The following is a 13,547-nucleotide window of genomic DNA, read 5'->3' on the forward strand; positions in this document are numbered from 1 at the left end:
CATCCTGCCGGCATGAACCGCCGCGACCTGCTGGCCACCCCGATCGCCCTTCCCGCGCTGCTCGCCGGCCGGGCCCGCGCGGCCACGCCCGCCGGCCCGGATGGCAGCCGCCGCCTGCATGCCGTCTCGCTGCTCGGCGAGCCGGCCCTGCCGGCGGATTTCCCGCACTGGCCCTGGGTGAACCCGGCGGCGCCGAAGGGCGGCGAGATCGCGCTGACCGCGCTCGGCAGCTTCGACAGCTTCAACCAGTATATCCTGCGCGGCACCGCCGCGGTCGGCCTCGCCAATCTCTACGACACGCTGCTGAAGGAGAGCAGCGACGAGGCGAGCACGGAATACGCGCATCTCGCCGGCAGCATCGAGATGCCGGCGGACGGCAAGGGCGTCACCTTCCTGCTGCGGCCCGAGGCGCGCTGGCACGACGGCAGGCCGGTCACCGCCGAGGACGTGGTCTGGAGCTTCAACACGCTGCGCGAGCACGGCCGGCCCTTCTACCGCGCCTATTGGGGCGATGTGGCGAGCGTCGCGGCCGAGGATGCGCAGCGCGTCGTCTTCCGCTTCGCCACCAGCGAGAACCGCGAGCTGCCGCTCATCCTCGGCCAGATGCCGGTGCTGCCGAAGCACTGGTGGGCAGGGCGCGACTTCGCCCGGCCGACGCTCGACATCCCGCTCGGCTCCGGCCCCTACCGGCTGGACCGCTTCGAGGCGGGGCGCAGCCTGGTCTATCGCCGGGTGGAGGATTACTGGGCGCGCGACCTGCCGACCATGAAGGGCACGGCGAATTTCGGCACCATGCGCTACGAGTATTTCCGCGACAGCACCGTGGCGCTGGAGGCCTTCAAGGCCGGGCAGATCGACTTCCGCACCGAGAACATCGCCAAGGAATGGGCGACGGCCTATGACTTCCCGGCGGTGCGCCGCGGCCTGGTGAAGCTCGACGAGATCCGCCACGAGCTGCCGACCGGCATGCAGGCCTTCGCCATGAACCTGCGCCGGCCGCTCTTCCAGGATGCCCGGGTGCGCCGCGCCCTGATCGAGGTCTTCGACTTCGAGTGGATGAACGCCAACCTCTTCTACGGCAGCTACGCCCGCACCACCTCCTATTTCTCCAATTCCGAGCTCGCCTCCTCCGGCGTGCCCGAGGGCCGCGAGCTGGAGATCCTGGAGACGTATCGCGGCCAGGTGCCGGACCGGCTCTTCACCGAGGACTACAGGCTGCCGGTCACCGACGGCTCGGGCAACAACCGCGAGGGGCTGCGCCGCGCCCTCGACCTGCTGCGCCAGGCCGGCTGGACGGTGAAGGACCGCAAGCTGGTCAATGCCCGGGGCGAGAATTTCGCCTTCGAGATCCTGCTGAACGGGCCGAGCTTCGAGCGCGTCGCCCTGCCCTACATGCAGAATCTGCAGCGGCTCGGCATGGAGCCGCGGGTGCGCACGGTGGATCCGGCGCAGTACCAGGTGCGAATGGACGCCTTCGACTACGACATGACGGTGGACAGCCAGGGCCAGAGCCTCTCCCCCGGCAACGAGCAGCGCGACTACTGGACCTGCGCCAAGGCGAAGGAGCCGGGCAGCCAGAACGTCGCCGGCATCTGCAACCCGGTGGTGGATGCGCTGGTCGAACTGGTCATCGCCGCGCCGGACCGCGCCGAGCTGGTCGCCCGCACCCGGGCGCTCGACCGCGTGCTGCTCTGGAACGACTACATGATCCCGCACTGGCACAGCCGGACCTTCCGGGTGGCCTATTGGGACAAGCTCGGCCGGCCGCCGCGCAACCCGCGCTTCGCGCTGGCGCTCGACAGCTGGTGGGTGGAGCCGGCCCGCGTCGGCACGGTGGAACAGGGCAAGCGCGAAGCGCAGCAGACCAAGCCCTAGAGCATGATCCATTCGCATCCGCTCATGGCCCACGCTCTAGTTGTCGCTGGATCGCGCGATTCACGCGTTTCGGTGTTTCCCCCTCACGCGATCACGCTCTGACCATGGGCGCCTATCTCCTCCGCCGCCTGCTGCTGGTGGTGCCGACCCTGCTCGGCATCATCCTGATCAACTTCGCCGTCGCGCAATTCGCCCCCGGCGGCCCGGTGGAGCAGATGCTGGCCGAGCTGAAGGGCCAGGCCGGCAGCACGCTCGGCCGCCTCTCCGGTGAGAGCCAGGGCGAGCTCGGGCCGCAGCGGCGCTCCGGCAACGAGTCCGGCGAGGGCAGCGGCACCCGCTATCGCGGCGCCCGCGGCCTCGACCCCGCCGTTGTCGCCGAGATCGAGAAGGCCTTCGGCTTCGACAAGCCCTGGCAGGACCGGCTGCTCGACATGCTCTGGGGCTATGCCCGCTTCGATCTCGGCCGCTCGCTCTTCCGCGACCGGCCCGTCTCGCAGCTCATCCTCGAGAAGCTGCCGGTCTCCATCTCCCTCGGCCTTTGGTCGACGCTGATCATCTACCTCGTCTCCATCCCGCTCGGCATCCGCAAGGCGGTGCGGGACGGCTCGCGCTTCGATCTCTGGACCTCGGCGGTGGTGCTGGTCGGCTACGCGATCCCGGGCTTCCTCTTCGCCATCCTGCTCGTCGTGCTCTTCGCCGGCGGCAGCTTCCTGCAATGGTTCCCGCTGCGCGGCCTGCTCTCGCCCGACATGCAGGACGCGCCCTTCCTCGAACGGGCGGCCGACTATGCCTGGCACATGGTGCTGCCGACCCTTTCCCTGGTGATCGGCGGCTTCGCCACGCTGACCATGCTGACCAAGAACGCCTTCCTCGACGAGATCCACAAGCAGTACACGGTGACGGCGCGGGCCAAGGGGGCGGGCGAGACGCGCGTGCTCTACGGCCATGTCTTCCGCAACGCCATGCTGCTGATCATCGCCGGCTTCCCGGCGACGCTGATCGGCATCCTCTTCACCGGCGCGCTGCTGGTCGAGATCATCTTCTCCCTCGACGGGCTCGGCCTGCTCGGCTTCGAGGCGGCGATGCGCCGCGACTACACGCTGATGTTCGGCACCCTCTACGTCTTCACCCTGCTCGGCCTCATCATGCAGATCGTCGGCGACTTCACCTATACCCTGGTCGATCCGCGCATCGACTTCGAGGCGCGGCGGTGACCGGGCGCGCCGGCCCGCCAGGCCTTTGCGCGTCCTGCCAGCGGACCGGTCGCCCGACCGGTCCGAGGCCCCGAACGGGGCCCGCGGCTTATGCCGCGAAGCCAAGCAAACCGGAGGTTTGCGCCCGGCGTCTGAGGGGCCCCGGATGCGGAAACGCATCCGGGGCGCCGGCATCCGCACAATGACCCTCTCCCCCCTCACCCGCCGGCGCCTGGCCAATTTCCAGGCCAACCGGCGCGGGGTCTGGTCGCTTCGGATCTTCCTCGCCCTCTTCGCGGTCACCCTCTTCGCCGAGTTCATCGCCAATGACCGGCCGCTGGTGGCGCGCGTCGATGGCCGCTGGTTCTTCCCCGTCCTCGCCGACTATGCCGAGAGCGACATCATCCCGGACGGGCTGCCGACCGAGGCGGACTGGCACGACCCGACCCTGGTGCAGGAGGTGACGCGGCAGGGCTGGATGGTCTGGCCGGCGATCCCCTATGCCTACAACACGGTGGTGCGCGACCTCGGCCAGCCGGCGCCCTCGCCGCCGAGCGCGCGCAACTGGCTCGGCACCGACGACCAGGCGCGAGACGTGCTGGCGCGCGTCATCTACGGCTTCCGCATCTCGGTGCTCTTCGGCTTCACCCTGACCATCGTCTCCTCCGTGCTCGGCATCGCCGCCGGGGCGGTGCAAGGCTTCTATGGCGGGCTGACCGACCTGCTCTTCCAGCGCTTCATCGAGATCTGGTCGGGCATGCCGCAGCTTTTCCTGCTCATCATCCTCGCCAGCGTCATCGAGCCGGGCTTCTGGACCCTGCTGATCTTCCTGCTGCTCTTCTCCTGGATGGGGCTGACCGGCGTGGTGCGGGCCGAGTTCCTGCGCGGCCGCAACCTCGACTATGTCCGCGCCGCCCGGGCGCTGGGCGTCTCCGACACCCGGCTGATGACGCGCCACATCCTGCCGAACGCCATGGTGGCGACGCTGACCTTCCTGCCCTTCATCCTCTCGGGCTCGGTCATCGTCCTCGCCTCGCTCGACTTCCTCGGCTTCGGCCTGCCGCCGGGCTCGCCCTCGCTCGGCGAGCTGCTCGGCCAGGGCAAGAACAACCTGCAGGCCCCCTGGCTCGCCTTCACCGGCTTCATCGTCCTCGGCGGTGTGCTGACCCTGCTGATCTTTGTCGGCGAGGCGGTGCGCGACGCCTTCGATCCGCGCAAGCTGCCGAGCGGGGCGACGCGGTGAACGCGCCCGGTTCGCCCGCCGCGCCGCTGCTCGCGGTCGAGGATCTCTCGATCGCCTTCGGCAGCCGCCGGGTGGTCCGCAACGTCTCCTTCACCGTGGCGCCGGGCGAGACCCTGGCGCTGGTCGGCGAGAGCGGCAGCGGCAAGTCGGTCACCGCCCTGGCGACGCTGCGGCTGCTGCCGCCGGGCGGCCGCACGCCCACGGGCCGCATCCGGCTCGACGGCACCGAGGTCTTGCAGGCCGATGAGCGCCGGCTGCGGCAGCTCCGCGGCGGCACCGCCGGCATCGTCTTCCAGGAGCCGATGACCTCGCTCAACCCGCTGCACAGCATCGCCCGGCAGGTGGGCGAGGCGGTCACCCTGCACCGCCCGCTGGCCGGCGCGGCGCTGCGCGCCCGCGTGCTGCACCTGCTGCACGAGGCCGGCCTGCCGAATGCCGAGGCGCGGCTCGGCGCCTTCCCGCACCAGCTCTCGGGCGGCCAGCGGCAGCGGGTGATGATCGCCATGGCCCTCGCCAACGACCCGAAGCTGCTGATCGCCGACGAGCCGACCACGGCGCTCGACGTCACCATCCAGGCGCAGATTCTCGAGCTGCTGCAGGACCTCAAGCGCCGCCTCGGCATGGCGATGCTGCTGATCACCCACGACCTGCAGATCGTCCGCCGCCATGCCGACCATGTGGTGGTGATGAAGGATGGCGAGGCGGTGGAGCAGGGCGAGGCCGCCGCCGTCTTCGTCGCGCCGCGCCATCCCTATACGCGCATGCTGCTGGCCACCGAGCCGCGCGGCCGCCCGGCGCCGGTGCCCGACGGCGCGGCCGAGGTGCTGCGCGGCGACGCGGTGCGGGTGCATTTTCCCATCCGCCAGGGCCTGCTCCGCCGCACCACCGGCCATGTGAAGGCAGTGGACGGCGTCAGCCTCTCGATCCGCGAGGGCGAGACGCTGGGCTTGGTCGGCGAGAGCGGCAGCGGCAAGACCACGCTCGGCCTGGCCCTGCTGCGGCTGGAGGGGAGCGAGGGCGCCATCACCTTCGAGGGGCGGGACATCCAGCCCCTCTCGCGCGCCGCGCTGCGGCCGTTGCGGCGGCGCATGCAGATCGTCTTCCAGGACCCCTATGGCTCGCTCTCGCCGCGGCTCTCGGCCGGGGAGATCATCGGCGAGGGGCTGGAGGTGCACGAGCCCGGCCTGTCGCGCGCCGGGCGCGAGGCGGCGGTGGCGGCGGCGCTGGCCGAGGTCGGGCTCGATCCCACCATGGCCGGGCGCTACCCGCATGAGTTCAGCGGCGGCCAGCGCCAGCGCATCGCCATCGCCCGCGCCCTGGTGCTGAAGCCGCGCCTCGTCGTGCTCGACGAGCCGACCAGCGCGCTCGACGTCTCGGTGCAGGCGCAGGTGGTGGAGCTGCTGCGCGAGCTGCAGGCGCGCCACCGCCTCGCCTATCTGTTCATCTCGCACGACCTGCGGGTGGTCCGCGCCCTCGCCCATCGCATCATCGTGCTGAAGGACGGGCAGGTGGTGGAGGAAGGCGAGGCCGAGAGGCTGACCGCTGCCCCCGTTGCGCCCTATACCCGCGCCCTCATGGCGGCCGCCTTCGACCTGCGGGCCGTGGAGGGGGTGACGCGCGGATGAATGAGCTCGAAAGGCTGCGGAGCCTGCTGGATGGCGGGCAGGCCAAGCTCGGCGTCGATATCCGGCGCATGAACAGCCCGGGCAGCCCGGTCTACCGCACCATGGAGAACGTCGTGCCGGCCGGCGCCATCCTGGTCGCCTCGCTCGCCGGCACGGCGCTGGTGCATTTCTACCTTGGCGCCGTGATCCTCGCCGCCGGCTGCTGGTGGTGGCTGGGCCGGCACATGCCGAAGGTGAAGGAGGGCGTCTTCGAGCGCACGGCGGCGCTGGTGCTGGCGGATGCCCGGCATTTCGACGCCTGGTGGGCGCAGGGCGCGCTCAGCCTCTATGCCCGGCTGCCGGATGGCAGCGAGCGCGCGGCGACGCGGCGCGACGACTGGCGCGCCTGGGTGCGCGCCCTGCCCGAGGGACTCGAGACCGACCCCCGGGCCGAGCCCCGGGACAGCGTGATGCAGGAGGGGTGATGGCGGTACTGCTCTCGACCAAGGCGAATGCGATGCAGGACTGGCGCGAGGCCCTCCTTGCGCTCGACCCGTCGCTCGAGATCCGGATGTTCCCCGAGGCGGGCGACCCGGCCGGGATCGAGGCGGCGGTGGTCTGGACCGCGCATGACATGGCGGAGCTGCGGCGCTACCCGAATCTGCGCCTGATTGTCTCCATGGGCGCCGGCGTGGACCATCTGCTGCGGTCGCCCGGGCCGCCGCCCGGCATTCCCGTCGCGCGGCTGGTGGATGAGCGGCTGACGACCGGCATGGCCGAATGGGTGCTGCTGAACGTGCTGCGCTTCCACCGGCAGGATCTGGACTACCGGGCGCAGCAGGCGCAGCGGATCTGGGAGGAGCTGCCGGCGCCGGAGACCTCCAGCCGGCGAATCGGCATCCTCGGCCTCGGCGAGCTCGGCACCGCCGCGGCCCGGCTGCTGCTGCATCTCGGCTTCCCGGTGATGGGCTGGTCGCGCCGGCCGAAGCAGGTGCCGGGCGTCGAGGGCTTCCACGGGCCGGAGGGGCTCGCCGCCATGCTGGGGCGGAGCGACATCCTGGTCTGCCTGCTGCCGCTGACGCCGGAGACGCGCGGGGTGATCAATGCCCAGAGCCTCGCCCTGCTGCCGCGCGGCGCCTTCCTCATCAACGGGGCCCGCGGCGGGCATGTGGTGCAGCCGGACCTGCTGGCCGCCCTCGAGTCGGGCCAGATCGGCGGCGCCGCGCTCGATGTCTTCGAGCCCGAGCCGCTGCCGGCCGAGCATCCCTTCTGGGGGCATCCGAAGGTGGTGCTGACGCCGCATGCGGCGAGCATCACCATCCCCCGCAGCGCCGCACCGCAGGTGGTGAAGAACATCCATCGCGCCCGGGAGGGTCGGCCGCTGCTCAATTTGGTCGATTTCGCCGCCGGCTACTGACCGTCCACCCCGCCAAAGCACGGCTGCCCGGCCACGCGTCACTACCTCACCCCCCGGTGAGCGAACAGGCATGAGCGGACAGGCATAGGTAGGCGGGCGACGGCGCAAGCGCGGCCAGGGACCGCACCAAGACCCGGCCCGCCCGGAAGGCGGGCCGCCACGCTTATTACCCCGCGCGACGCTGTCCCGGATCGGCATTCGCCGCCACGGCCTCGCCCACCGGCATGTCGCGCAGATGGGTCTCAGCCTCGGACATGATCTGGCGCATGTCGCGGAGGAAGGCGGTGCCCTTCAGCGTCCGCTGCACGATCACGCTGCGGCGGTCCATCGGGTCGACCTTGCGGCGTGCCAGGTCGAGTTCGCCGAGACGGTCGAGCGCCCGGGTGATGGCCGGCTTGGAGACGTTCAGCTCCGCCGCCAGGCCACGCACCGTATGCGGCCCGTCGGTCAGGTAGACCGTCAGGAACACGCCGAGCTGACGCGCCGAGAGATCGGGTCCGTCCCGCCGCACCAGGGCGACGACCGTGTCCCGGAGGATGCCGACCAGCTGGTCGGGATTGCTCTGTACCGCCATAGCTCTAATCCCCTCGCCCGCAATGGGCTCTTGTGCTGACCGGACCGGAACGCCCGTGTCCCGCCGGTACAATGAGTGTCAAAGGCACTACAGACGGGTAACGCATCCTGGCGTGTTGAGAGCCGTCTGCCCCGAAAAGTTTCCACCCCATCTCGGTCTCGTTACCGGCCCGGCCCCGGTATGCCACCGAACAGAGTTTCCAGGGCGCCCAGAAGCGTCCGCAGTGCCTGTGCCTCACCCCCCTCCGGCCTTCCCGGCCTGTTGTTGTCGTTCCAGGCATAAACGTCGAAATGCGCCCAGCGCAGGCCGGCCGGGACGAATCGACGCAAGAATAACCCGCCGATGATGGCGCCCGCCATGGGGCGTCCTGACATGTTGTTCATATCAGCAACGGTGCTGTCGAGCCAGGAATCGTAATCGGCGTGCAAAGGCAGCCGCCAGACCGGGTCGCCGGCCGCCTCGCCGGCCTCCTGCAGCAGGGCCGCCAGCGTGTCATCGGGCGTGAAAAGCGCCGGCAGGTCGGGGCCGAGCGCCGTCCGCGCCGCCCCGGTCAGGGTCGCGCAGTCGAGCAGCAGGTCCGGCGCGCGCTCCGCGGCGCAGGCCAGCAGATCGGCCAGGACCAGCCGCCCCTCGGCATCGGTGTTGCCGATCTCGACCGTCAGCCCGGCCCGCGTCCGCAGCACGTCGAGCGGCCGGAAGGCATTGCCCGCGACGGCATTCTCCACCGCCCCGACCAGCAGCAGCAGCCGGACCGGCAGGCGCAGCCGCATGACCAGCTCGGCCAGGCCGAGCAGGATCGCGGCGCCGCCCATGTCCTTCTTCATGCGCAGCATGGAGGAGGCCGGCTTGAGGTCGAGCCCGCCGGTGTCGAAGCACACGCCCTTGCCGCAGAGCGCGACCAGCGGCACCCCGTCCGGCGCCTCCGGCGCCGTCCATTCCAGCACCGCCACCCGCGGCGCCCGCGGGCTGGCCCGCCCGACCGCCGCCAGGGCGGGGAAGCCGTCCTGCAGCCGCTGTCCCTCGATGATCTCGCAACGCGCGCCATGCGCCGCCGCCAGCGCCGCGACCGCCTCCGCCAGCTCGGCCGGGCCGAGCAGGTTGGGCGGGGCGTTGATCAGGTCCCGCACCCGCCAGGTGACCTCGGCGACATGCCGCGACCGCTCCGTGCCCTCCGGCGCGACCAGCCGCGCCGGGGCCTGCGGGGCGGGCTTGAACCGGGTGTAGCGATAGGCCCCCAGCCCCCAGCCGAGCACCGCCTCCGCGGCATGCCCGGGCGCGGCCAGGCGCCAGGTGCTGCCCGCGGGCAGGCCGGTCGGCAGCCCGCCGAAGGACCAGGGGGTGACCGCCCCGGCGCCGAGCCCGAGCACGGCGCCGGCGAGTCCCTCGCCACCCGGCAGCAGGCGAATCTGCTGCGCGGCGGCGGTGAAGCCGGAGGCATCGAGGAAGGCCGCGACCGAGGGCGCCAATCCCGCACGCCATGCCTCGAGCCCGGCCGGCGCGACGCAATGCAGCGGCAGGGCCGCCGCATCCGGCGAAGCGAGGCAATCGAGCAGCGCGCCCAGGGTCATGCGGTCTCCCATACCGGCAAGTCGCCCCGCGACCGCGGCCACGACGCTCCCCGTTTCATTGGGCCCGCGAGGAACCTTCAAGGGCATTCCACCGGCAACGGCGGCACCCTCCCGGCGCAAGCGGGCCTGCCCCTCGGCCTTGCCTGGCGGCAATGCCCCGGAGCCGAAATACTTCCGGGGAATTCATGCGGTGTTACGTGATTCCTGTCCAGTGCCTTGCGCTGCGGGATCGTTCGCCGAAGTACCGGCTGCCGGTGAATCCATGATCCGCAGATGCGCCTCGATCACCGGCACCGGGCAGGGCGCCGCCGCCGGCACCAGGGCCGGCCAGCCCTCCACCCCCGGCAGCCGCCCGGGATTGCGGCGGATCAGCTCCGTCTTCAGGAAGGGGAAGCCGAGCCGCCGCACCAGGGCGAGCCAGAAATGATGCGTCGGGTTCAGCGGCTGGGTGGCGAAGAGCGCGTCGCGCTCGGCCACCGGCATGCGCTCGAGCGCGCGCAGCAGCGGGTGGGAGGCGGCGAGCTGCGCCCGCTCCGCCGGATCGGCCAGCGTCGCCTCGATCAGCCGGCGATAGCCGAACAGCGCCGCGACCTGGTGGCCGCGGGCCCGCATCCAGCGCGCGACGCGCAGCTCGCCGCGCTGCACGACCAGCCATTTCGAATGGCTCATGCGCATGGCGAGGAGGAAGCGGAACAGGTCGGCGACCGCCGCGCCGCCGCGCGCGAGCAGGAAGTAGCTCTGCAGATGCGGCCCGCCCTGGATGCTCTCGGTGAGGCCGAACAGCCCCTCCCCGCCGCCGCGCAGCGCCGCCAGCACCGGATCGAGCGGCAGGATGGGGCCGAGCACGCTGTCATTGGCGAGCAGCAGCTCGGTGGCGCCGGGCCAGCGCCGCCGCGCCTCGGCGGCGAGGTCCTGCCAGGCGCCGAAGTCGCGGGCGAAATTCCGCCGTTGCGCCACCAGCGCGCAATGCTGCCGCGCCGCCTGCCAGTCGGCCTCCGGCACCGCCTCGGCCATGGTGATGAAGACGATGGCGAAGCCTTGGCCAGCGAGCATGGCGAGCTGCCGCCGCACCATCTCCGAGACCTGGCCGGAGGCGGCGAAATGCACGTAGAGCGCGACGGACCGCGCCCCGGCCCGCGGATCGGTGCCCGCCTCCAGCCGCAGCAGCGGCGGGGCGCCGCCGCGCGCCCGCCGCAGCGCATCCTGCGGCAGGGCGCCGGCCACCTCCGCCAGCACCTGCCCGATCCGCCAGGCCAGCCGGCGCCAGGTGCCGGCGGTGCTGTAGCCATGCACGGCCCGGCGCAGGCCGGGCGGGTCGAGGATCAGCGGCGTCAGCACATAGGGCTCGGGCGCCGCGGCCGGGAGTGGCCGCGCGGCGGTGGGCATGGGCGGAACCTTCGGAGAGGGGGATGCGGATGGCGGCGCGAGCCGGCCCCAAGGGGCAGGCTGCGACGGGCCGGACAATGGTCGCCGCCGGGCGGGCCGTCAAACCCCGCATCAAGCTTTCGTGACCCACCCGCTGTTTCCCCTCCCGGCGGCAGGCATTACCCGCCCCCGCATGCCAGCGACGCCCAAGCCAGCCCCCGTCCCGACACCGCCTGTGGCGCCCCCTGTGCCGCCCCTTGGGGGGCAGCCGCCGCCGCGCAGCCGGATGCAGGGGCCGCGGCAGGTCCTGCACCGGATCTGGCGCGGCGCCTGGGGGATGCTGCCCGACTGGGTGCTGCCGCTGCGCATCCGCCTCGCCGGCCTGGCGCAGTGGCTGGTCGGCGAGCCGCCCACCGGCCGCTACGAGCCCGAGGACCGGCGCGGCTATGCCCGCTGGATCGCCCGCTTCGACACCTTGCGGGAGACGGACCGCGCCGCGATCCGCGCGCATATCGCCGCCATGCCGGCGCCGCCGCTGATCTCGGTGGTGATGCCGGCCTATGAGACGCCGGAGCCGCTGCTGCGCGCCGCCATCGCCTCGGTCCGGGCCCAGCTCTGGCCGCATTGGGAGCTTTGCATCGCCGACGATGCCTCGCCCTCGCCGCATGTGGCGCGGGTGCTGGCCGAGATCGCCGCCGAGGAGCCGCGGCTGCGCTGGATGCGGCGGGAGCGCAACGGCCATATCTCGGCCGCCAGCAACAGCGCCCTCGCCCTGGCGCGGGGCGACTACGTGGCGCTGCTCGACCATGACGACCTGCTGGCCGAGACGGCGCTCTACGAGGTGGCGGCGGCGATCGAGGCCGACCCGGAGGCGGCGGTCCTCTACTCGGACGAGGACAAGCTCGACGCCGAGGGGCAGCGCTTCGGCGCCTATTTCAAGCCGGATTTCGACCCCGACCTGCTGCTCGGGCAGAATTTCGTCAGCCATCTCGGCGTCTACCGGCGCGACCTGCTGGAGCGGCTGGGCGGGCTGCGCGAGGGGCTGGAGGGCAGCCAGGACCACGACCTCGCCCTGCGCGCCGCGGCGGCGGTCGGCCCGGCGCGGGTGCGGCACATCCCGGCCATCCTCTATCACTGGCGGCAGACCGGCCAGGCGGACAGCTTCTCCCAGGCGCAGCTCGAGCGCTGCACGGCGGCGAGCCGGCGGGCGGTCGCCGACCTGCTGGCGGCGCAGGGCGTCGCGGCGCGGCTGGAGCCCTCCCCCCTCGCCCCCTCCCACACAAGGGTGGTCTGGCCGCTGCCGGAGCCGGCGCCGCTGGTCTCCGTCATCGTCCCGACGCGCGACCGCGCCGCGCTGCTCGCCGCCTGCGCCGAGGGCGTGCTGCACAAGACCGACTATCCGGCGATCGAGCTCCTCATCCTCGACAACGGCAGCGAGGAGGCGGAGACGCTGGCGCTGTTCGAGCGGCTGCGCGCCGATCCGCGGGTGCGCATCCTGGCCTCGCCCGGCCCCTTCAATTACGCGGCGCTGAACAACGAGGCCGCCGCCGCGGCGCGGGGCGAGGTGCTGCTGCTGCTGAACAACGACATCGAGGTGATCGAGCCGGGCTGGCTGCGCGAGCTGGTCGGCCAGGCGATGCGGCCTGAGGTCGGCGCGGTCGGCGCCAAGCTGCTCTATGCCGATGGCAGGCTGCAGCATGGCGGCGTGGTCATCGGCATCGGCGGCGTCGCCGACCACTACCTGCTGCGCAGCCCGCCGGGGGATTCCGGCTATTTCGGCTCCCTCGCCTTGGTGCGGGAGGTCGCGGCGGTGACCGGCGCCTGCCTCGCCCTGCGCCGCTCGGTCTATGAGGCGGTGGGCGGGCTGGATGCCGAGAACCTCGCCGTCGCCTTCAACGACATCGATCTCTGCCTGCGCATCCGCGAGGCGGGCTGGCGCATTCTCTGGACGCCCTTCGCACAGCTCTACCACCTGGAATCCGCCTCGCGCGGGAAGGACCATGCGCCGGAGAAGGCGCGCCGCTTCGCCCGCGAGATCGCCTATATGAAGCGCCGCTGGGGCGAGACGCTGCTGCGCGATCCCTTCTACAGCCGCTGGATGAGCCTGGACGGCGCGCATTGCGCCCTGGCGCGGGAGCCGCGGCGGGAGAGGCCGTGGGCGCCCTGGCTCACGGCGCGGGTGCCTCCGGCACGGCCAGCCACGCCGCCGCCGCCCGCACCGAGGGCAGCACCAGCGTCGCCGGCGGCGCCGCGGGATGGTCGCTGACCAGCAGCCGGGTCCGCAGCCCGGCCCGCCGCCCGGCCTCCATGTCGCTGATCTGGTCGCCGATGATGATCGAGCCGGGCAGGTCGAGGCCGAGCGCGGCGGCGGCGTCCCGCAGCATGCCGGGACCGGGCTTGCGGCGCTCCGTGGCCCGGTCGGGATGGTCCGGGCAATGCTCGATGCGGGCGAGCGGCGTGCCGTGGGCGGCGAAGACGCCGGCGACCCAGCGCATCAGCGCCTGGAACTCCGCCTCGGTATAAAGGCCCCGGCCGATACCGGATTGGTTGGTGACGACGACGAGGGCGAGGTCCCGGCGCGCCGCCGCCGCGGCGAGGTCGAAGATGCCCTCGACGAAGACGAAATCCTCGCGCCGGTGCACATAGCCGTGGTCGATGTTGATGATGCCGTCGCGGTCGAGGAAGAGGGCGCGGCGCGGCATGGGGCG

11 protein-coding genes are annotated in these 13,547 nt (G+C 72.2%); 7 read left to right on the forward strand and 4 right to left on the reverse strand.

Annotation, left to right across the window (positions count from 1 at the left end; translation table 11 throughout):
• Positions 1–12 precede the first annotated feature (12 nt).
• The 6 genes from HJG45_RS19160 (at position 13) to HJG45_RS19185 (ending at position 7,332) form a co-directional block, all read left to right on the forward strand.
• On the forward strand, positions 13–1,875 hold the full coding sequence (locus tag HJG45_RS19160) for an extracellular solute-binding protein (protein WP_171613981.1): 1,863 nt from the start codon (positions 13–15) through the stop codon (positions 1,873–1,875).
• 104 nt (positions 1,876–1,979) lie between these two features.
• Positions 1,980–3,089, forward strand: coding sequence for a microcin C ABC transporter permease YejB (locus tag HJG45_RS19165; protein WP_171613983.1), 1,110 nt, complete (start codon positions 1,980–1,982; stop codon positions 3,087–3,089).
• A 181-nt stretch (positions 3,090–3,270) separates the two neighbouring features.
• On the forward strand, positions 3,271–4,311 hold the full coding sequence (locus HJG45_RS19170) for an ABC transporter permease (RefSeq protein WP_171613984.1): 1,041 nt from the start codon (positions 3,271–3,273) through the stop codon (positions 4,309–4,311).
• Entirely contained in the window at positions 4,308–5,936 is a 1,629-nt protein-coding gene (locus tag HJG45_RS19175; protein ID WP_171613986.1) for an ABC transporter ATP-binding protein, read from the forward strand. Before HJG45_RS19170 ends, HJG45_RS19175 begins: the two co-directional genes overlap by 4 nt.
• Positions 5,933–6,400 (forward strand): hypothetical protein, encoded by a 468-nt coding sequence (locus HJG45_RS19180; RefSeq protein ID WP_171613988.1) that lies wholly within the window; start codon positions 5,933–5,935, stop codon positions 6,398–6,400. Before HJG45_RS19175 ends, HJG45_RS19180 begins: the two co-directional genes overlap by 4 nt.
• Complete coding sequence (locus tag HJG45_RS19185; protein WP_171613990.1) at positions 6,400–7,332, forward strand: glyoxylate/hydroxypyruvate reductase A; 933 nt, start codon at positions 6,400–6,402, stop codon at positions 7,330–7,332. The genes HJG45_RS19180 and HJG45_RS19185 overlap by 1 nt, the downstream gene beginning before the upstream one ends.
• A 166-nt stretch (positions 7,333–7,498) precedes the next feature.
• Here HJG45_RS19185 and HJG45_RS19190 read toward each other — a convergent pair whose 3' ends face one another.
• The 3 genes from HJG45_RS19190 to HJG45_RS19200 form a co-directional block, all read right to left on the reverse strand.
• A complete protein-coding gene (locus HJG45_RS19190; RefSeq protein WP_171613992.1) occupies positions 7,499–7,906 on the reverse strand; it encodes a MarR family transcriptional regulator in 408 nt (135 codons plus the stop codon).
• A 161-nt stretch (positions 7,907–8,067) separates the two neighbouring features.
• Complete coding sequence (locus HJG45_RS19195) at positions 8,068–9,474, reverse strand: M17 family metallopeptidase (protein WP_171613994.1); 1,407 nt, start codon at positions 9,472–9,474, stop codon at positions 8,068–8,070.
• A gap of 183 nt (positions 9,475–9,657) precedes the next feature.
• Complete coding sequence (locus tag HJG45_RS19200) at positions 9,658–10,860, reverse strand: hypothetical protein (protein WP_171613996.1); 1,203 nt, start codon at positions 10,858–10,860, stop codon at positions 9,658–9,660.
• Between the two features lie 226 nt (positions 10,861–11,086).
• Here HJG45_RS19200 and HJG45_RS19205 point away from each other — a divergent pair, with 226 nt between their 5' ends.
• Complete coding sequence (locus HJG45_RS19205) at positions 11,087–13,105, forward strand: glycosyltransferase (protein ID WP_217362977.1); 2,019 nt, start codon at positions 11,087–11,089, stop codon at positions 13,103–13,105.
• On the opposite strand, the gene HJG45_RS19210 is transcribed toward HJG45_RS19205, so the two are convergent.
• A complete protein-coding gene (locus tag HJG45_RS19210; protein WP_171614000.1) occupies positions 13,008–13,541 on the reverse strand; it encodes an HAD-IIIA family hydrolase in 534 nt (177 codons plus the stop codon). The genes HJG45_RS19205 and HJG45_RS19210 overlap by 98 nt on opposite strands.
• Between the last annotated feature and the right edge of the window lie 6 nt (positions 13,542–13,547).

It is taken from the genome of Roseicella sp. DB1501 (assembly GCF_013112485.1).
Lineage (GTDB): Bacteria > Pseudomonadota > Alphaproteobacteria > Acetobacterales > Acetobacteraceae > Paracraurococcus.